This is a genomic window from Arenimonas sp. (genome assembly GCF_041919775.1).
Classification (GTDB): Bacteria; Pseudomonadota; Gammaproteobacteria; order Xanthomonadales; family Xanthomonadaceae; genus Arenimonas.
The window spans coordinates 44,073-62,011 of the sequence record NZ_JAYRTE010000011.1 but is presented as its reverse complement, the minus strand read 5'-3'; the positions used below and the strand labels follow the sequence as shown (position 1 = coordinate 62,011).

Below are 17,939 nucleotides of genomic sequence, written 5' to 3'. Positions count from 1 at the left end.
CGAGCCCCCCTCGGGAGGGGGGCGAAAGGTGGATGGGGCTTACCAGATGACGACGCGGTCTTCGCCCGAGCGGACCATCTTGTCGCCTTCCTTGCACTGGAAGGCTTCGGCGAAGGCCGGCAGGTTGGACGGGGCGCCGATCGCGCGGAACATGCCCGGGCTGTGCGGGCCGACGGTGATCTGCTGCTTGAGCTGGGCCTCGGTGAAGGCGATGCGCCAGACCGTGGCCCAGTTCATGAAGAAGCGCTGGTCCTGGCTGTAGCCGTCGATCATCGGGTCGGTGAAACCTTCGCCCTGGGCGCGCTGCAGCGCGTCGTAGGCGACGGTGACGCCGCCGAGGTCGGCGATGTTCTCGCCCAGGCCCAGCTTGCCGTTCACGAACAGGCCCGGCAGGGCCTCGTAACCGCTGTACTGGTCGGCGAGCTTGGTGGTGGCGGCTTCGAACTTCTTGCGGTCCTCGTCGGTCCACCAGTTGGCCATGTTGCCCTGGGCGTCGAACTTGCTGCCCTGGTCGTCGAAGCCGTGCAGCATCTCGTGGCCGATCACCGCGCCGATGCCGCCGTAGTTCAGGGCGTCGTCGGCGTTAACGTCGAAGAAGGGCGGCTGCAGGATCGCGGCCGGGAACACGATCTCGTTGGCGGTGGCGCGGTAGTAGGCGTTCACCGTCTGCGGGCTCATGCCCCATTCGCTGCGGTCGACCGGCTTGCCGATCTTGTCGAGCATGTAGCGGTAGTTGAAGGCCGAAGCGGCGAGCAGGTTGCTGACATAACTTTCGTCGGTCACTTCCAGGCCGCTCCAGTCACGCCACTTGTCCGGGTAGCCCACCTTCGGGGTGAACGAGGACCATTTCTCGATGGCCTTGGCCTTGGTGTCCTCGCTCATCCACTCGAGGTTTTCCAGGCGGGTCTTGAGCGAGGCCATCAGGTTTCCGACCAGCTCTTCCATCTTGGCCTTGGATTCCGGCGGGAAGGCCTGTTCGACGTAGAGCTGGCCGAAGCCTTCGCCCATCGAACCATTGAGCGCGCCGAGCACGCGCTTCCAGCGCTCCTGCTGCTCGAGCTGGCCGCGCAGGGTCTTGCCGTAGAACTCGAAGTTGCGTTCGGCGAAGGCGTTCGACAGGTAGGGCGAGGCGTCGTCGATGGTGCGGAAACGCAGCCAGGTCTTCCAGGTCTCGAGCGGCACGTCGGCCAGCATCGCGTCGACTTCCTTGAAGAAGCCCGGCATCGGCAGCGAGAAGCTCTCCGGCGCGTCGACGTCGAGTGCGGCGAAGAACTGCGTCCAGCTGAAGTTCGGCGTGCTGGCGTCGGCGTCGGCCAGCGTCACCGGGTTGTAGCGGTTGGCCGGGTCGCGCAGTTCCAGGCGGCCCAGCGAGGCCTTGGCGAGGCGGGTTTCGAAGGCCAGAACGTCCTGCGCCTGGGCCTTCGCGGTTTCCTCGTCGGCGCCGGCCAGCTGCATCAGCGCGGCCACGTGTTCGACGAAGGCGGCGCGGGCGGCCTTGTAGTCCTCGCGGTCTTCCAGGTAGTAGGCGCGCTCGGGCAGCGACAGGCCGCCCTGGCTGGCGTAGGCGATGTTGGTGTTCGAGTCGTTGTAGTCGGCCATCGCGTAGAAGCCGAACAGCATGCCCTGGCCGCGCGCGTAGGCGTCGCCGATGTAGGCCGGGATGTCGGCGTTCGAGGACAGTGCGTCGATGCGGTCGAGCTCCGGCTGCACCGGCGACAGGCCGGCGGCTTCGATCGCGGCCTCGTCCATGCCGGCGGCGAAGAAGTCGCCGACCTTCTGCTCCATGCTGCCCTGCGGCCATTCGCCGGCCGCGGCGGCCTTGGCGATTTCATGCTGGACCTGCAGCGAGCGTTCGCCCAGCGCCGGGAAGGCGCCCCAGGTGGTGCGGTCGCCCGGCACCGGGTTGGCGGCGAGCCACTTGGAATTCACGAAGCCGTTGAAGTCCTGGCAGGCCTGGATGCTGGTGTCCAGGTCCTCGGCCTTGAGCGCGATCGGCTGCTGCTGCACCTGCGCGAGGTCGATCTGCAGCTTCGGGGCTTCCGGCGCGGCGGCGGCGGTGTCGGCGGGTTCTTCCGCCTTCTGGCAGGCGGCCAGCGTCAGGGAAACGGAAAGCGCCAGGGCAAGCGGCTTGAGGCGGATCATGGGCGGAACCTTTGCGTGGGACGAAGCTGTCGAGCGTAGGGCATGCGGCGCGCCGGCGGGTAGGCCAGAGGTCATGGGTGGGGACTGGCGGCGGCGCCCGTGGCTCTGCTACCGTCGGGACGTTGGTCCTGGACTCCCATGCTCTTGAAGCCCCGTCTCCAGACCCGCAGTCACGCCGGTGGCGTTGTTCCGCATCGGCTTTCTGATGGTCCTAGCGTCGTCCTCTTCACGTGCATGAACGCGCCCGCCCCTGCGAGCGCCGGCCGTCCCGGCCCCCCATGAACCGTGAACGAGGAGTACCCCGATGCGCGTATTGGCCTGTGATGGCATCCATGAAGACGGCCTGGACCTGTTCCGCAAGGCCGGCTGGACCGTCGAAACCAGCGATCCGATAAAAGACCCCAAGGCCCTGGCCGACAAGCTGGCCGGCTTCGACGCCGTGCTGGTGCGTTCGGCCACGCCGGTGCCGGGCGAGGCCCTGGCCAGGGCCGGGCAGCTGAAGGTGATCGGCCGCGCCGGTGCCGGCGTCGACACCATCGACGTCGAAGCCGCCACCGCCCGAGGCATCGCGGTGATGAACGCGCCCGACGGCAATACCCTGGCCGCCGCCGAACACGCGATCTCGCTGCTGTTCGCGCTGGCGCGGCACGTGCCGCGCGCCGACGCCGGCATGAAGGCCGGCGAGTGGCCCAAGGCGGGCCTGACCGGCTTTGAGCTCGAGGGCAAGAAGCTGGGCGTGATCGGTCTCGGCCGCATCGGCGCCACCGTCGCGCGGAAGGCCCTGGGCATCGGCATGGAAGTGGCCGCCTACGACCCCTTCCTGCCCGCCTCGGCCGCCGGCAAGGGCAGCGTGCCGCTGATGGCGCTCGACGACCTGCTGGCCTGGGCCGACGTGGTCACGCTGCATATCCCGCGCACCAAGGACACCACCAACCTGCTCGACGAAACCCGTCTGCGCCGGCTCAAGCCCGGCGCCTTCGTCATCAACGCCGCGCGTGGCGGCCTGCTCGACGAACAGGCCCTGCTGAAGCTGCTCGAGGAAGGCCACCTGGCCGGCGCCGCGCTCGACACCTTCGCCACCGAGCCGCTGCCCAAGGATTCGGCGCTGCGCAACCATCCGCGACTGGTGCTCACCCCGCACCTGGGCGCCAGCACCGGCGAGGCGCAGCAGGCCGTCAGCACGATCCTGGCGCGCCAGATCATCGACTTCGTCGCCACCGGCGCCGTCGCCGGCTGCGTCAACCTGCCGCCGCTGACGCCGGAAACCGCGCGTGAGGTCGGTCCCTGGATGCCGCTGATGACCGCGCTGGGCAAACTCGCCGGCCGTCTGGTGCCGGCGCCGGTGAAGCTGCACGTGACGTACGCCGGCCGCACCGAAGGCCTGGACACGCGGCCGCTGACGCGGCTGCTGGTGGCGGCGCTGCTGGGCCCGGCCTCGGGCCGGGTGACGCCGGTGAATGCGCTGCACGAGGCGGCCTCGCGGGGTCTGGAAGTGGCGGAGACCCTGGGCGGCGACGGCGACGGTTTCGACCGCCTGCTGCGCATCCGCGTCGAAGGCGGCGGCCAGTCGCGCGAAATCGAAGCCACGCTGCACCGGGGCCCGCGCGTGGTCCGCCTGGACGGCGTCGAACTCGACTTCGACCCGCTGGCGCACGTGCTGCTGATGCGCAACGAGGACAAGCCCGGCGTGATCGGCCTGGTCGGTTCGCACCTGGGCGCGGCCGGCGTGAACATCGTCAACTTCTCGCTCGGCGCCACCGGCGACGGCGGCGCGGTCGCGGCGATCACGGTCGACCGCGAAGTCGCCGACAGCCAGCTGGCCTCGCTGCGCGGCATTCCGGGCATCGTTTCGATGGAGCAGCTGTGATGCGCATCCTGCTTGCCCGCCACGGAGAAACTCCCTGGAACGCCGAAGGCCGCTACCAGGGCCAGCACGACATCGCGCTGTCCGACACCGGCGAACGCCAGGCGCGGCTGCTCGGAGATCGCCTGCGCGAGATGCCGATCACCCGCGCGGTGGCTTCGCCGCTGTCGCGCGCGCGCCGCACGGCGGAACTCGCCCTGGGCGAGGAACGCGCCGGCCTGCTGAAGCTCGACCGCGACCTGCAGGAAATCTCCCACGGCGACTGGGAAGGACTGCTGGCCAGCGAGATCCGCGCCCGCGACCCCAACCGCCTGCGCGCCTGGCGCGATTCCCCGGAGACCGTGCAGATGCCCGGCGGCGGCGAGTCGATCGTGCAGGTCTTCGACCGCGCCTGGCCGGCCTTCGCCCGCGCGTGCGAGGGCCTGGGCGAGGGCGACACGCTGCTGGTGGTGGCGCACGACGCGGTCAACCGGGTCATCCTGTGCCGCATCCTCGGCCTGCCGCTGTCGCGGCTGTGGTCCTTCCGGCAGGCGCCGACCACGCTCAACCTGCTCGAAGGCTCCGGCGCCGACGCGCTGGAGGTGGTTCGCCTGAACGACTGCAACCACCACACGCCGCTGTTCGGCGAGGCGGTCCACCGGGCGCTGTAGGGGCCGCAAAAGCGGGATAATGCCGCCATGGCGCGCACCCTCGAACAGTGGCTGGAGTACCAGCAGCAGGTCCACCCCAGGTCCATCGACATGGGCCTTGAACGCGTGGGCGAGGTGGCACGGCGGCTCGGCCTGGGCCGTCCCGCGGACAAGGTCATTACCGTCGGCGGCACCAATGGCAAGGGCTCGACGGTGGCCTTCATCGAGGCGATCGCGCGCGCGGCGGGACTGAAGGTCGGCGCCTACACCTCGCCGCACCTGCTGCGCTACAACGAGCGCGTGCGCATCGATGGCGCCGAGGCGGCCGACGCAGACCTGGTCGCGGCCTTCGAACGCATCGAGGCCGCGCGCGGCGAAACGCCGCTCACCTATTTCGAGTTCGGCACGCTGGCGGCGCTGCTGCTGTTCGAGGCGGCGAACCTCGACCTCGCCATCCTCGAAGTCGGGCTGGGCGGGCGCCTGGACGCCACCAACATCGTCGACCCCGACTGCGCGGTCATCACCACGGTCGATCTGGACCACCAGGACTACCTCGGCGACGACCGCGAAAGCATCGGCTTCGAAAAGGCCGGCATCCTGCGCGCCGGCAAGCCCTGCGTCCTGGCCGAGAAGGATCCGCCCTCGTCGGTGCTGCGGCATGCCTACGCCATCGGCGCCTTTGCCATCCGCGGCCATTCCGATTACCTGATCGACGACCTGGGCGCGGGCTGGCGCTGGCGGGAACCGGGCTATGAAATCGACCTGCCCGACCCGGCGATGCCGGCGCCGGCGCAGCGCGGCAACGCCGCGGCCGCCATCGCCGCGCTGCGGGCGCTGGACCTGCCGGTGCCCGACCAGGCGCTGCACGACGGCGTCGCTTCGGCGCGGGCGCCGGGGCGCCTGCAGGTGCTGCCCGGCTCGCCCGAAGTAGTGCTGGACGTCGCGCACAACCCGCAGGGCGCCCGCCAGCTCGCCGACTGGCTGGCGGCGAACCCGAAGCCCACCGTGGCCGTGTTCAGCGCCCTGGCCGACAAGGACCTGGCCGGCATCTGCCGGCCGCTGGCGCCGTGGCTGCAGGCCTGGCACCTGGGCCCGATCACCGACGCCGGCGCGCGCGGCCAGCCGGTGGACGAACTGGCGCGGCGGCTGGGCGAGGAACTGCCGGCGGACATCCTGTTCGCGCACCGCAGCCTGGCCGATGCGCGCCGGGCCGCGACGACGGCGGCGGGCGAGGGCGGGCGCGTGCTGGTGTTCGGTTCTTTCCACACCGTGGCTGAAGCCCTGGCATCGGCCTGACCCGGCCGGGCGGGCATCCCGGCTATAATTCGCGCCACTCCTCCGGCCGGACCGAACTCGCGATGGATTCCGCCCTGAAACAGCGCCTGATCGGCGCCGCCGTGCTGGTGGCGCTGGCGATGATCTTCCTGCCCATGCTGCTGCAGGGCCCCGAGGTCGGCGAACCCGACGCCGCGCAGGTGCCGCTGTCGATGCCGGCCGCACCCGACCAGGAGTTCGAAACCCGCGAGATCCCGCTCGCCGTGCCCCAGCCGGCCGGCGAAGGCCCGGTGCTGGGCGGGCCGGCCGTCCCGGCCGCCGACGACCCCAACGCCGTGGCGACCGTGGACGTGGAGGGCGAAGCCGCCCCGCGCGTGGACGCCCCGCTGCCGGAACCTGCAGACGCCACGGAGCCGCTGCAGGCCGTGGATGCCGCCAGCGGCCAGGCCCTGGCGGCCGCGCCGGAGCCGGAGCCGGCGCCGCAAACCACCGCACCGCCTGCCGACCCCTTGCCGGCCAGCACCGCCGGCGGGCGCTACGCGGTGAACGTGGGCAGCTTCTCCAACCTCGCCAATGCCCGCGCCCTGGCCGACAAGCTGCGCGCCGCCGGGCTGCCGGTCACCAGTGAGTCGGTCGATGTCAGCGGCAAGCCGGCCATGCGAGTGCGCGTGGGCCCCTACGCCGACCGCACGGTGGCCGAAGCCGCGCGCCTGCGCGCCGAGGGAGTTTCGGGCACCCGCACGGTGGTGATTGCGCTCGACGCCGGCAGCGCGGCGTCGCCGGCTCCGTCGGGCCGGCCCGCCACCGCGGCCACGGTGGGCTTCGCGGTGCAGCTGGGCGCGTTCAGCAGCGAAGCCGACGCCAGCGCCCTGCGGGACAGGGCGAAAGCCGCCGGTTTCGTCGCGTTCCACCAGCGCATCGCCACCGGAAATGGGCAGGTCTGGCGCGTGCGCGTGGGCCCCGAGGCCGACCGCGCCGCCGCCGAACGCCTGCGCGCCTCGATCGCCGACAAGCTGGGCCTGCGCGAAACGATCGTCGTGTCGCACCCCTGACGCCGATGCTGAACTGGGCCGACTATGCCTTGCTGCTGGTGCTGGCGGTTTCGATGGCCATCGGGCTGTGGCGGGGTTTCGTGGTCGAGGTGCTGTCGCTGACGGTCTGGGTCGCCGCGTTCTGGCTGGCGATTGCCTTCGGCGCCGATGCCGCGGCGCTGTTCACCGGCGTCGGCGCGGCCTCGGCGCAGCTGTTCCTCGGCTATGCGGGCGTTTTCCTGGCCGTGCTGCTGCTCGGTGGCCTGGTGACCTGGGCGATCGGCAAGCTGATCGCCAATACCGGGCTGTCGGCCACCGACCGGGTGCTCGGCCTGGGCTTCGGCCTGGTGCGCGGCATCGTGCTGGCCTGCGTGGCGGTGATGCTGCTGGGCTTCACGCCGGTGCCGCGCGATGACTGGTGGACCCAGTCGCGATTCATGCCATCGGTGCAGCAGGGCGCGGAATGGATGGCCGGCTTCCTGCCGCCCGTGGCCGCGCAGGAAATCTTCTTCCCGGTGCCGGGCATGACCCTGCCCGAACCTTCCAGTGGCCCGCCGCCCGACGCGGATGGCCAGACTTTCCCGGAGACCTGAACCATGTGCGGCATCATCGGAATCGCCGGCGCGAGCGACGTCGCGGCGGCCCTGTACGACGGCCTGACGGTGCTCCAGCACCGCGGCCAGGACGCCGCGGGCATCGCCACGATGGAAGGTACCCGCCTGCGCGTGCACAAGGGCAATGGCCTGGTGAAGGAAGTCTTCGACGAACGTGCGATGGCCCTGCTGACCGGCACCGTCGGCATCGGCCACTGCCGCTACCCGACCGCGGGCTCGGAAGGCAGCGACGAGGCCCAGCCCTTCTACGTCAATTCGCCCTACGGCATCGCGCTGGCGCACAACGGCAACCTCACCAACACCGACGCGCTGCGCCAGATGGTGTTCGAACAGGACAAGCGCAACATCAACACCGAGTCCGACTCCGAGGTACTGCTGAACGTGTTCGCGCACGAGCTGCAGGTGCTGGGCCGGCTCGACGCCAAGGCCGCGGCCGCGGCGGTGGCTAGCGTGCATCGCCGCTGCACCGGCGGCTACGCCGCGGTGGCGATGGTGATGGGCCTGGGCCTGGTGGCCTTCCGCGACCCGCACGGCATCCGTCCGCTGGTGCTGGGCAAGCGCGAAGTCAACGGCAGCGCCGAATACGCCGTGGCGTCCGAATCCGTGGCGCTGGACATCCTGGGCTTCCGACGCGAGCGCGACCTGCTGCCGGGCGAGGTGGTGGTGATCACGCCCGACGGCCATCTGTATTCCGAAGCCGCCGTGCAGGAGCAGCCGCACGCGCCCTGCATCTTCGAATACGTGTACTTCGCGCGCCCGGACTCGATGATCGAGAACATCTCGGTGCACAAGGCGCGCATGCGCATGGGCGTCACCCTGGGCCAGAAGATCCTGCGCCTTCGCCCCGACCACGACATCGACACGGTGATCCCGATCCCTGACACCTCGCGCGACGCCGCGCTGGAACTGGCCAACGTGCTGGGCGTGAAGTACCGCGAGGGTTTCATCAAGAACCGCTATGTCGGCCGCACCTTCATCATGCCGGGGCAGGGCGAGCGCAAGAAGTCGGTGCGGCGCAAGCTCAACCCGATCCCGCTGGAGTTCAAGGGCCGGGTGGTGCTGCTGGTCGACGACTCGATCGTGCGTGGCACCACCAGCCAGCAGATCGTGCAGATGGCGCGCGATGCCGGCGCCCGCAAGGTCTACCTGGCCTCGGCGGCGCCGCCGGTGCGGCATCCGAACATCTACGGCATCGACATGCCGTCGGTGGACGAGCTGGTGGCGCATGGCCGCAGCGAACAGGAAATCGAGAAGCTGCTCGGCTGCGACTGGCTGATCTACCAGGACCTGGCCGACCTCGAGGCCGCGGTCGCCGGCCCGAAGTTCCCCGGCCGCCGCTTCGACAGCTCCTGCTTCAGCGGCGAATACGTCACCGGCGTCGAGCCCGGCTACTTCGAACGCCTGCAGCAGCTGCGTTCCGACGACGCCAAGCGCAAACGCCGTGGTGCCTGACATCTTCCAGGCGGCAGTGCAGTGCATCGCCGCGAATGATCCGGCGGAGAAACTGCGGCTGACGCATGCGGCGGCGGAGGCGTTCAGGGCGGGGAAGTTGGCTGTGCCAGAGGATGTGCCGGCGCCCGAGGCGATCGGCGCGCCCGGCCGGCCGGCGCGGCCAAGGCTGGTGTTGCCGCGCGAGGTGCCACAGCGCGGGCTGGGCAGCGTCGAGGGCCGTGCGGCCTTCCTGCACGCGATCGCCCACATCGAATTCAACGCCATCAACCTGGCCTGGGATGCGGTGTATCGCTTCCGCGGTTTGCCGCAGGCCTACTACCACGACTGGGTTGGCGTGGCGGACGACGAGGCCAGGCACTTCGCGATGCTGTCGAAGCGCTTGGGTGACCTGGGTTTCGCCTACGGCGATTTCGACGCCCACAACGGCCTGTGGGAGATGGCCGAAAAAACCGCCGACAGCGGCCTCCGGCGCATGGCCCTGGTGCCGCGCGTGCTCGAGGCACGCGGCCTCGACGTGACGCCGGGCATGATCGCGCGCCTGCGTTTGAACGACGACGATGCCTCGGCCGACATCCTCGAAGTGATCCTGCGCGAAGAAGTCGCCCACGTCGCCGCCGGCAGCCGCTGGTACCACTGGTACTGCGAACGGGCCGGCCTGGCGCCGGGCCGCGAGTTCATCCGGCTGGTGCGCGAAACCGTGCGCGGCGGCGTGCGCGGACCCTTCAACCGGCCGGCAAGGCTGGCCGCCGGCTTCGAAGAAGACGAGATCCGCAGCCTCGAAACCCTGGAGTAAGCGCATGAAGAACCTGTCGATGCGATGCATGGCGCCGCTGCTGGCCCTTCTGCTGGTGGCCTGCCAGCCCGAGCCGGAGCCGGTGGATCCCGCCACGGACGAAACCGCCGGCGCGGCGAAGCTGGCGCTTTACGAAGCCGCGCGTGCCGAAGGCGACTTCGAGATCGCCGAAATGCATGGCAATGAACTCGACCAGGCGCATGGCGAGACCCAGGCCGCCGCGAGCATGCGCGAAACCTTCGACGAGGTCGTGGAGCAGGCCGGCGCCATGCGCGAACGCCGCCGGCTGATCGGCCTGTGGGATTACCAGTCGGTAGCCGTCGAGGGTGGCACCCAGCACTCGGCCGCGATCTACAGCAAGCTGCCCCGGCACCTGATGGAAGAGGGCGGCGTGGCGCCGCGCCCGGAGGCCCGGCTGGTGCTGCGCCGGCATCCGGAATGGGGCGAAAGCGCCTACCTTGTGCTGGAGATGTCGACGCTGCGCTGCGGCCCGCCCTGCCGGCTGAAGATCCGCTTCGACGACGGTCCCGTGCGCGACTTCGCCGGCGAGCCCGCGGACACCGGCACCGGCCCGGCCCTGTTCATCAAGGACGAACCCGGCTTCCTCAAGGCGATGTCGGAAGCCGGACGCGTGCGCATCGAGCTGCCGCGCAACGGCGTGCTGGTGCCGAGCTTCGAATTCGAGGTCGGCGGCTTCCGCCCGGAGCTTTACCGAGGCGGCTGAGCCCTACATCCGTTCGAGCGCGGTCCGCGCGAGGCTTTCCAGGCCCGCGCGGGCCTGCGCGGGGTCCACCGGCGTGGGCTTGCCAAAGGTGAACAGCTGCAGTCCCAGGCTGATCGAATCGCCGTCCGCAGAAACCGCGATCACCTGTGCGTTGTTGACCAGCCAGGCCTCTTCGCCCAGGTCCAGTTTTTCGAGCGGCATGTCGGCGTAGTTTTCCTTTCGCATGTCGAAAGCCGCCCGGTTGCCGGCCTGCAGGATCAGCTGCGCTTCGTCACCTTCCGCCAGGTCATAGGTGCAGCCGCTGCCGCGAGCGCCGTGGCCGCCGGCGCGCCTGACGCTCAGCCTGCCTTCGAAGGCGCCGTTGATCTCCGCGGCCGACAGCAGGTCGCAGTCGCCTTGTGGCTTGGGCGTTCTGGCGGCCGTCGCGCTTGCCTGGCCATCCGCCTGGCTGGCGGCCGGTGCGGCTTCGTTCGCGGCCGAAGGTGCGTCATGTTGGTCCGAAGACGGCGAACAGGCCGTGCACAGGGCCAATGCGACGGTGGCCAGGGGAATGCGAAGGGACATGGTCTTTCCTCGGGTCAAGAGACATCGGACCCGCGCGCGGCGGCTTCGCAGCGCTGCAGGTAGTCGGCAGGCGCCGACGGGTCCGAACCCAGGCGCCTGGCCTGTTTACGCAGTTCGGCGAGCGAGCCCGCCGTCGGCGACTGCAGGTGCCGCGCCTCCGCCAGCAGGCAGGCGACCACGGCGTGGGCGAAGTGGCTGGCGGGCAAGGCGTCGCGCAGGCCCGTGCCGGCGCGGAGCGCGGCGGCTTCCGCGCGCGCCGGCTGGCCGTCCTGAAGGTGAACCAGCGCCATCGAGATGTGCGGGAAGGCCCGCTGCGGATGCCCTTCGGGAAGCTTGTCGGCGAAGATCCGCAGGGCCTGGCCCAGGGCCTGCGCGGCCGCGGCGTTGTCGCCGCTCTTGGCCAGGGAGGCGCCCAGGTTCTGCCAGGTCCGGCCGACTTCCAGATGGTCCTTGCCGCGCGTGCGGCTGCGCTGTTGCACCAGCAGGCGCAGTTCGCGCTGCTCCTCGTCGCGGCGGCCGGCGCCGCCCAGCGCAATGGCCAGGTTGTTGCGCAGGGCCTGCACGGTGGCGCTGTCCGGATGGTCCCAGCGCTGCTGGATGTCCAGCGCGCGGCGCAGGGCGGCCTGGGCTTCGTCGTGGCGCCCCAGCCGGCCAAAGGCGGTGGCCTGGCTCGAAAGGATGCCCACCAGGCGGCCATGGCGCGGCCCCAGCGCCTGCGACGCCCGCTGCAGCGCCAGGCTCGATTCCTCGAGCGCGGCCACGGCATCGCCCTGGGCGATCAGCGCATTGGCCAGGCCCAGCCGCGCCTCGGCCTCGGCCACGGGTTCGGTTGCTCCACCGGATTCGAGCAGGGACAGGGCTTCGCGCATCAGCGCGGCCTGTTCGTCGCTGCGCGCGCGCGCGCCGGCGACGCTGGCGGCATCGAGCAGCACGGCAACCGCGGTGCGCGGATCCCCGGGCGCGAGCGCCCTGGCTTCTTCAAGCGCCTGGGCGGTCAGCAGGCCGGCCTCCTCGGACGGACCGTCGGCGCTGAGTACCGAGGCGAGTTCGGCGCGGATACGGGCCATCGCGCCGCGGTCGGGCGGATCCAGCCGGTCATGCAGCGTCAGCGCCTCGCGCAGCAAGCGTTCCGCGGCTCCGGCGTCGCCGGCGCGCCGGTAAAGGGCGCCGATGCTTTCGAACAGGTCGGCCTGCACGCCCGGCGTGCCGGCCAGTGCGCGCCTCGCGTCGGCCTCCACCTGCGGCAGCCAGCGCCAGGCGACGATTTCCTGTTCGCCGGGTTGTTCCTGCAGCAGCGGGTCCGAGCGCTGGAACATGTCGAGCAGGAAGCTGCGCGCGTGCTGGGCGCGCAGGGCTTCGCGCTGGGCCGTCTCGCGCTCGCGTTCGAGCCGCGCGGCGTGCCACTGCAGGGTCGCGGCCCAGCCGACCAGCGCCGCCAGCAGCAGCACGCTGGCGAAGGCGGCCACCCGGTTGCGCCGACCCAGCCGCCACAGCGCCGCCGGCAGGCTTTCCCGGCGGACGCCCGGGCGTTCGCCGCGCAGGTGGCAGCGCACGTCGTTGGCCAGGCCCTGCACCGTGGCGTAGCGGTCGCCCGGCAGGCTGGCGGTGGCGCGTTCGATGATCGCATCGAGGTCGCCGCGCAGCCGGCGTGGGTCCAGGCCCGGCGGCGTTCGCGCCGCGGCCTGGGCCGCCGCGCTGGCGCGCGGCAGCAGGCGCGAGGGCAGGTCGGTGCTGCTGCTCCAGTGTTTCCACGGCGGCTGCCCCGTGACCAGCTCGAACAGCATCAGCCCGAGCTGGTAGATGTCGATCGCGATGCTGATGGCGCCGCCGGCCAGCTGCTCCGGCGCGGCGTACTCGGGCGTCATCGGCAGCTGCCCGGAACGGGTCAGTGGATCGCGGTCATCTCGTTCGACCAGGCGCGCGATGCCGAAGTCGAGCAGGCGCACGCGGCCTTCGGCATCCACCAGCACGTTCGAAGGCTTGATGTCGCGATGCACGATCAGCCGGGCGTGGGCGTGCTGGACCGCGTCGGCGAGCTGCAGGAACAGGTCCAGGCGCGCCGGCAGCGGCAGCGCGTGGCGCGCGCAGTAGCGGTGGATCGGTTCGCCTTCGACCCGCTCGGTGACCAGGTAGGGCAGGCCGGCCGGCGTGGTGCCCGCATCGATCAGGCGGGCGATGCCCGGGTGCTCCAGCCCGGCCAGGATGCGGCGTTCGGCGTGGAAACGCGCCAGCATCTCGGCGCCGCCCACCGACAGCACCTTGATCGCGACTTCGCGCTGCCAGTCCGCCGCACGCTGTTCGGCGAGGTAGACGCGCGCCATGCCGCCTTCGCCGAGCAGGCGCACGATGGTGTAGTCCCCGAGGCGGGTGCCGGCCTCGAGCAGCGGGCCGCCCGCCGGGCCATCGGGCAGCAGGCCCTCGAGCATGGCGTCGCGCTGCCCGAGCAGGGCGTCGCCGCGCGAACTGGCGACCAGCAGCGCTTCGATTTGGCTTCGCAGCGCGGGCTCTCCCTCGCACTGGCTGTCGAGGAAACGGCGGCGTTCGTCGTCGTCCAATTCCAGGCAGGCGTCGAACAGCGCGTCGATGCGGTTCCAGTCTGGCTGCTCGCCGGCCATCGCCTAGTCCTGCAGGGCCAGCACCAGGTAGGCGCGTGCACGCGCCCAGTCGCGCTCGACGGTGCGCAGCGATCGGCCCAGGGCGAGGGCGGTTTCGGCCGAACTGAGCCCCGCGAAAAACCGGCACTCGACCACGCGGGCCAGGATGGCATCGCGTTTTTCCAGCGCCGCCAGCGCACTGTCCACGTGCAGCACGGTGGCGCGCGCCAGCGGATCGTCGGCGGCCTGTTCCGGATCGTCCAGGTGGATCGCGCCGGCGCCGCGCTTGGCGGCCAGGCGCCGCCGGGCCTTGTCCACCAGCAGCTGCCGCATCGCCCGCGAGGCGACGGCCAGGAAGTGGGCGCGGTCGCCCCAGAAATCGCCGCCGTTGCCGGCCAGGCGCATCCAGGCCTCGTGCACGATGGTAGTGGGGCTGGTGGTGACGCCGGCGCCCCACTGGGCGAGGTGGCGCCGCGCGATGGCGCGCAGCTGGGCGTAGATCTGCGCGTCCAGCGCCTCCGGCACGGGCTCGTGTTCGGCGGCGTCTGTGGCGTTTTGATCGGCAGCGTCGTTCATCGCGACTCCGGGGCAGCGCCTGGCCCGGAGTCTACTTCATGCCGCCGGCGCCGCTGGCCCCGACTCACCGGCCGTCGAGTTCGAACACCAGTCCCTGCGAGGCCATGCCGGCACCGGGGCTCACCAGTGCGAATGCAAACAGCACGAGACCCTTGGGGCGGAAGCCGGGTGAGCGGGCGATTGCTCCGCCCAGCAGGGACTGCGACTCGCGCGTGCTGAACAGGTGGTCCGCCTTCGTACCCAGGCTTTCTCCGGCCACGGTGAACCGATCCGGCAGGTACATGTCGCCCGGCAGGAACAGATCGCCGGGGAGGAAGCCTTGGTCCGGGAAATACATGTCGCCGGAAAGCAGCTTGCCCAGCGTCCGGCCCTCGTCGCCGGGCGCGAACTTCGCCACCGGCGAGGCGAAGCCGGCGACCGGCTTGCTACCTTCGAAGCGCGCGGCCAGCAGTTGCACCGGCAGCGAGTCGGCGACCCGCGCCTTCACCGTCGTGTTGGTCCAGATGGCATCGGCCAGCTTGGCGCCGCCGATCCCTCCGATGCCCGGGAAGGACGCGAACGACAGGGCGAGGCTGCCGCCGCCGCGACTGCCGGTACGCGGCCGCGCAAGGGCCGGGGCGGCGACGGCGAGGGTGCCGAGGGCGGCGAGGTGCAGGAAACGGCGGCGATCGAAGGACATGGCGGGCACTCCGTGGGGGGTGTCCCGGTTACGCATGAAGCGGGGAAAGCCCGCCAGCGGCTGCTAGGCGCGGTCCGCCGCCGGCGTGCCCGGCACGGCCAGCGTTTCCAGCACCAGTCCGTCCGGCCCGACCCGCAGCAGGCTGCCCTGGTCGTACCAGTCGCCCAGCACGATGCGCTGCGCCGGGCGTTCGTCGACCCGCAGCGAGTGAATGGCCGGGCGGTGGGTGTGGCCATGGATGAGCCGGCTGACGCCGTGGCGGGCCATGGTTTCGATCACCGCGGCGGGCGTGACGTCCATGATCGCTTCCGCCGCGCCCTGCTGGTGTTCGCGGCTGGCGGCGCGCGCCTGGGCGGCGAAGGCCTGGCGCGCGGCCAGCGGCTGGGCCAGGAACCCCTGCTGCCAGGCCGGGTCGCGCACCTGCCGGCGGAAGGCCTGGTAGGCGGCGTCGTCGGTGCACAGCAGGTCGCCGTGCATCAGCAGCGTCGGCACGCCATGCAGCGACACCACGCACGGGTCGGGCAGCAGGGTCGCGCCGCAGCGTTCGGCCATGCGCTGGCCGTAGAGGAAATCGCGGTTGCCGCGCATCAGGAACACCGGCACGCCGCCGGCCGACAGGGCCTTGAGCGCTGCGCAGACGCTGGCGCCCGGCTCGCCCGGATCGTCGTCGCCCACCCAGGCTTCGAACAGGTCGCCGAGGATGTACAGGGCTTCGGCCGCCCGAGCCTCGCCGTCGAGCAGCTGCAGGAAGGCCTGCGTGGTCGCGGGGCGCGCCGCGTCCAGGTGCAGGTCGGAAACGAAGAGCAGGCTCACGGCGACGTCGGTTCCAGCAGCTGCACGCGTTCGATCACCACTGGCGTGGCCGGCACCCAGCCGTTGAAGGGGCCCTGCGAACCGGTCGGAACCGCGGCGATGCGTTCGATCACGTCCATGCCCTGGACCACGCGCCCGAACACGGCATAACCCGAGGTGTAAGGGCTGCTTTCATCCCTGCGGTCGAAGGCGGGGTTGTCGGCCAGGTTGATGAAGAACTGCGTGGTGGCCGAATCCGACACGCCGCGGTCGCGGGCGGCGGCGATGCTGCCGCGTTGGTTGGACAGGCCGTTGCCGGCCTCGTTGGGCACCGGCGCACGCGTCGGCTTGGCCTGCAGGTCGGGCGTGAAGCCGCCGGCCTGCACCAGCAGGCCGGGCACGACCCGGTGGAAAATGGTGCCGTTGTAGTGGCCGTCGCGGGCGTAGGCCAGGAAGTTCTCCACCGTGCGCGGCGCCGCGGCGGCGTCGAGCTCCAGCATGATCTCGCCCAGCGTGGTGACTAGCAGCACGCGCGGCGCCGGCGGCGCCGGCGCCGCTTCCGCGGCCGGTTCCGGCAGGGCCGGCGGCACGGCGGGCGAGGCGGGCGAGGCGGGGGCGGCGAGCGGCAGCAGCAGGAAAAGCAGGGTCAGGCGCAGGGACATCGGGGCAAATCGCGGGGGAACCGCGCCATGGTAGCGCAGCCGGCCGGCCCGCCCGGGCTTTTGCCGTAAAATACGCGGCCCACCGTCCCGACCCGGCCCCCACGATGACCTGCCGCACCCGTTTCGCCCCCAGCCCGACCGGTTTCCTGCACATCGGCGGCGCCCGCACGGCGCTGTACTGCTACCTGGAGGCGCGCCGCCGCGGCGGCCAGTTCATCCTGCGCGTGGAAGACACCGACCGCGAGCGCAGCACCCAGGCCGCGATCGACGCGATCCTGGAAGCCATGGACTGGCTGGGCCTGGACTACGACGAAGGCCCCATCTTCCAGACCGACCGCCTGGACCGCTACCGCGAAGTGGCCGAGAAGATGGTCGCCGACGGCACCGCCTACTACGCCTACGAAACCAAGGAAGAGCTCGAGGCGATGCGCGAGGCGGCGATGGCCGCCAACCTCAAGCCGCGTTACAACGGCTACTACCGCGACCGCAACGAACCCAAACGCGACGACCCGAACCGCGTCATCCGCTTCAAGAACCCGATCGGCGGCAGCGTGGTGTTCGAGGACAAGATCAAGGGCCGCATCGAGTGGAGCAACGATGAACTCGACGACCTGGTGATCTTCCGCTCCGACGGTTACGCCACCTACAACTTCGCGGTGGTGGTGGACGACCTGGACATGGGCATCACCGACGTCATCCGCGGCGACGACCACGTCAACAACACGCCGCGCCAGGTGAACATCTACAAGGCGCTGGGTGCGACTGTGCCGCACTTCGCGCACATGCCGATGATCCTCGACCCGGAGGGCGCCAAGCTGTCCAAGCGCTCGGGCGCGGCGAACGTCATGAGCTACAAGGACGAGGGCTACCTGCCGCATGCGCTGGTGAACTACCTGGCGCGGCTGGGCTGGTCGCACGGCGACCAGGAAATCTTCAGCCGCGACGAGTTGAAGTCGCTGTTCGCGATCGAGGACGTCAACCAGAAGGCTTCGCGCCTTGACCCGGCCAAGCTGGGCTGGCTGAACCAGCACTATCTCAAGACCGACGACCCGGCCGAGGTGGCGAAACACTTCGAGCCGCAGCTGGTCGCGCACGGTTACGACGTGTCGAAGGGTCCGAAGCCCGCCGACGTGGTGGTGGCGCTGCGCGACCGCGTGCAGACCCTGAAGGAAATGGCCGAGCGCGCCCACGTCTGGTACTGCCCGCTCAAGGCCTACGACGAGGCCGCGGTTGCCAAACACTTCACGGCGGCCGCACGGGCGCCGCTGTCGGAGGTGCGCACGCGCCTGGCGGCGGTGGACGACTGGAGCCCGGCCGGCGTAGACGCCGCGCTGCGCGCGACCGCCGAAGCCCTGGGCGTGGGCCTGGGCAAGATCGCGCAGCCGCTGCGCGTGGCCATCACTGGCACCCAGGTCAGCCCCTCGATCGACCACACGGTGTTCCTGGCCGGGCAGGGCGAGGCGCTGGCGCGCATCGACGCCGCGCTCGGCATGTTGCCGGCCTGAACCTCCCCTGTAGGAGCGCCGGCAGGCGCGCCTCATTTTTATT

Annotated in this window: 16 protein-coding genes; 9 read left to right on the top strand and 7 right to left on the bottom strand. The window is 71.0% G+C overall.

What is annotated here, in order from left to right; all coding sequences use genetic code 11:
- Nucleotides 1–39 precede the first annotated feature (39 nt).
- Entirely contained in the window at nucleotides 40–2,142 is a 2,103-nt protein-coding gene (locus tag ACE3TE_RS08150) for a M13 family metallopeptidase (protein WP_374603909.1), read from the bottom strand.
- 304 nt (nucleotides 2,143–2,446) lie between these two features.
- Here ACE3TE_RS08150 and serA point away from each other — a divergent pair, with 304 nt between their 5' ends.
- The 8 genes from serA (at nucleotide 2,447) to ACE3TE_RS08110 (ending at nucleotide 10,524) form a co-directional block, all read left to right on the top strand.
- Nucleotides 2,447–4,009, top strand: coding sequence for a phosphoglycerate dehydrogenase (gene serA / locus ACE3TE_RS08145; RefSeq protein WP_374603908.1), 1,563 nt, complete (start codon nucleotides 2,447–2,449; stop codon nucleotides 4,007–4,009).
- On the top strand, nucleotides 4,009–4,656 hold the full coding sequence (locus ACE3TE_RS08140; protein ID WP_374603906.1) for a histidine phosphatase family protein: 648 nt from the start codon (nucleotides 4,009–4,011) through the stop codon (nucleotides 4,654–4,656). Before serA ends, ACE3TE_RS08140 begins: the two co-directional genes overlap by 1 nt.
- A 27-nt stretch (nucleotides 4,657–4,683) precedes the next feature.
- Nucleotides 4,684–5,931, top strand: coding sequence for a bifunctional tetrahydrofolate synthase/dihydrofolate synthase (gene folC / locus ACE3TE_RS08135; protein WP_374603904.1), 1,248 nt, complete (start codon nucleotides 4,684–4,686; stop codon nucleotides 5,929–5,931).
- A gap of 62 nt (nucleotides 5,932–5,993) precedes the next feature.
- Complete coding sequence (locus tag ACE3TE_RS08130; RefSeq protein ID WP_374603902.1) at nucleotides 5,994–6,962, top strand: SPOR domain-containing protein; 969 nt, start codon at nucleotides 5,994–5,996, stop codon at nucleotides 6,960–6,962.
- A gap of 5 nt (nucleotides 6,963–6,967) precedes the next feature.
- Nucleotides 6,968–7,534 carry a CvpA family protein gene (locus ACE3TE_RS08125; RefSeq protein ID WP_374603900.1) on the top strand — a complete coding sequence of 189 codons (567 nt, stop codon included), beginning with the start codon at nucleotides 6,968–6,970 and terminating at the stop codon, nucleotides 7,532–7,534.
- 3 nt (nucleotides 7,535–7,537) lie between these two features.
- A complete protein-coding gene (purF, locus tag ACE3TE_RS08120; protein ID WP_374603898.1) occupies nucleotides 7,538–9,007 on the top strand; it encodes an amidophosphoribosyltransferase in 1,470 nt (489 codons plus the stop codon).
- A complete protein-coding gene (locus tag ACE3TE_RS08115) occupies nucleotides 8,997–9,800 on the top strand; it encodes a ferritin-like domain-containing protein (RefSeq protein WP_374603897.1) in 804 nt (267 codons plus the stop codon). The genes purF and ACE3TE_RS08115 overlap by 11 nt, the downstream gene beginning before the upstream one ends.
- Nucleotides 9,801–9,804: 4 nt before the next feature.
- A complete protein-coding gene (locus tag ACE3TE_RS08110; RefSeq protein ID WP_374603895.1) occupies nucleotides 9,805–10,524 on the top strand; it encodes a hypothetical protein in 720 nt (239 codons plus the stop codon).
- Nucleotides 10,525–10,527: 3 nt separating this feature from the next.
- Here the strand turns inward: ACE3TE_RS08110 and ACE3TE_RS08105 are convergent, their stop codons facing one another.
- The 6 genes from ACE3TE_RS08105 to ACE3TE_RS08080 form a co-directional block, all read right to left on the bottom strand.
- Nucleotides 10,528–11,088, bottom strand: coding sequence for a hypothetical protein (locus tag ACE3TE_RS08105; RefSeq protein ID WP_374603893.1), 561 nt, complete (start codon nucleotides 11,086–11,088; stop codon nucleotides 10,528–10,530).
- Between the two features lie 14 nt (nucleotides 11,089–11,102).
- Complete coding sequence (locus tag ACE3TE_RS08100; RefSeq protein WP_374603891.1) at nucleotides 11,103–13,703, bottom strand: protein kinase; 2,601 nt, start codon at nucleotides 13,701–13,703, stop codon at nucleotides 11,103–11,105.
- Nucleotides 13,704–13,706: 3 nt separating this feature from the next.
- On the bottom strand, nucleotides 13,707–14,258 hold the full coding sequence (locus tag ACE3TE_RS08095; protein ID WP_374603889.1) for an ECF-type sigma factor: 552 nt from the start codon (nucleotides 14,256–14,258) through the stop codon (nucleotides 13,707–13,709).
- 64 nt (nucleotides 14,259–14,322) lie between these two features.
- Nucleotides 14,323–14,937, bottom strand: a complete 615-nt coding sequence (locus tag ACE3TE_RS08090) for a hypothetical protein (RefSeq protein WP_374603887.1) — start codon at nucleotides 14,935–14,937, stop codon at nucleotides 14,323–14,325.
- Between the two features lie 63 nt (nucleotides 14,938–15,000).
- Entirely contained in the window at nucleotides 15,001–15,750 is a 750-nt protein-coding gene (gene lpxH / locus ACE3TE_RS08085; RefSeq protein ID WP_374603886.1) for a UDP-2,3-diacylglucosamine diphosphatase, read from the bottom strand.
- Nucleotides 15,747–16,391, bottom strand: coding sequence for a peptidylprolyl isomerase (locus ACE3TE_RS08080; RefSeq protein WP_374603885.1), 645 nt, complete (start codon nucleotides 16,389–16,391; stop codon nucleotides 15,747–15,749). The genes lpxH and ACE3TE_RS08080 overlap by 4 nt, the downstream gene beginning before the upstream one ends.
- Before the next feature lie 104 nt (nucleotides 16,392–16,495).
- Between ACE3TE_RS08080 and gltX the strand changes: the two genes are divergently transcribed.
- Nucleotides 16,496–17,896, top strand: a complete 1,401-nt coding sequence (gltX, locus tag ACE3TE_RS08075; protein WP_374603883.1) for a glutamate--tRNA ligase — start codon at nucleotides 16,496–16,498, stop codon at nucleotides 17,894–17,896.
- Nucleotides 17,897–17,939 lie beyond the last annotated feature (43 nt).

Bases quoted from the DNA above. Each gene is read 5' to 3' on its own strand.
- ACE3TE_RS08150 (WP_374603909.1), bottom strand. From the start codon at position 2,142: ATGATCCGCCTCAAGCCGCTTGCCCTGGCGCTTTCCGTTTCCCTGACG.
- serA (WP_374603908.1), top strand. From the start codon at position 2,447: ATGCGCGTATTGGCCTGTGATGGCATCCATGAAGACGGCCTGGACCTG.
- ACE3TE_RS08140 (WP_374603906.1), top strand. From the start codon at position 4,009: ATGCGCATCCTGCTTGCCCGCCACGGAGAAACTCCCTGGAACGCCGAA.
- folC (WP_374603904.1), top strand. From the start codon at position 4,684: ATGGCGCGCACCCTCGAACAGTGGCTGGAGTACCAGCAGCAGGTCCAC.
- ACE3TE_RS08130 (WP_374603902.1), top strand. From the start codon at position 5,994: ATGGATTCCGCCCTGAAACAGCGCCTGATCGGCGCCGCCGTGCTGGTG.
- ACE3TE_RS08125 (WP_374603900.1), top strand. From the start codon at position 6,968: ATGCTGAACTGGGCCGACTATGCCTTGCTGCTGGTGCTGGCGGTTTCG.
- purF (WP_374603898.1), top strand. From the start codon at position 7,538: ATGTGCGGCATCATCGGAATCGCCGGCGCGAGCGACGTCGCGGCGGCC.
- ACE3TE_RS08110 (WP_374603895.1), top strand. From the start codon at position 9,805: ATGAAGAACCTGTCGATGCGATGCATGGCGCCGCTGCTGGCCCTTCTG.
- ACE3TE_RS08105 (WP_374603893.1), bottom strand. From the start codon at position 11,088: ATGTCCCTTCGCATTCCCCTGGCCACCGTCGCATTGGCCCTGTGCACG.
- ACE3TE_RS08100 (WP_374603891.1), bottom strand. From the start codon at position 13,703: ATGGCCGGCGAGCAGCCAGACTGGAACCGCATCGACGCGCTGTTCGAC.
- ACE3TE_RS08095 (WP_374603889.1), bottom strand. From the start codon at position 14,258: ATGAACGACGCTGCCGATCAAAACGCCACAGACGCCGCCGAACACGAG.
- ACE3TE_RS08090 (WP_374603887.1), bottom strand. From the start codon at position 14,937: ATGTCCTTCGATCGCCGCCGTTTCCTGCACCTCGCCGCCCTCGGCACC.
- ACE3TE_RS08080 (WP_374603885.1), bottom strand. From the start codon at position 16,391: ATGTCCCTGCGCCTGACCCTGCTTTTCCTGCTGCTGCCGCTCGCCGCC.
- gltX (WP_374603883.1), top strand. From the start codon at position 16,496: ATGACCTGCCGCACCCGTTTCGCCCCCAGCCCGACCGGTTTCCTGCAC.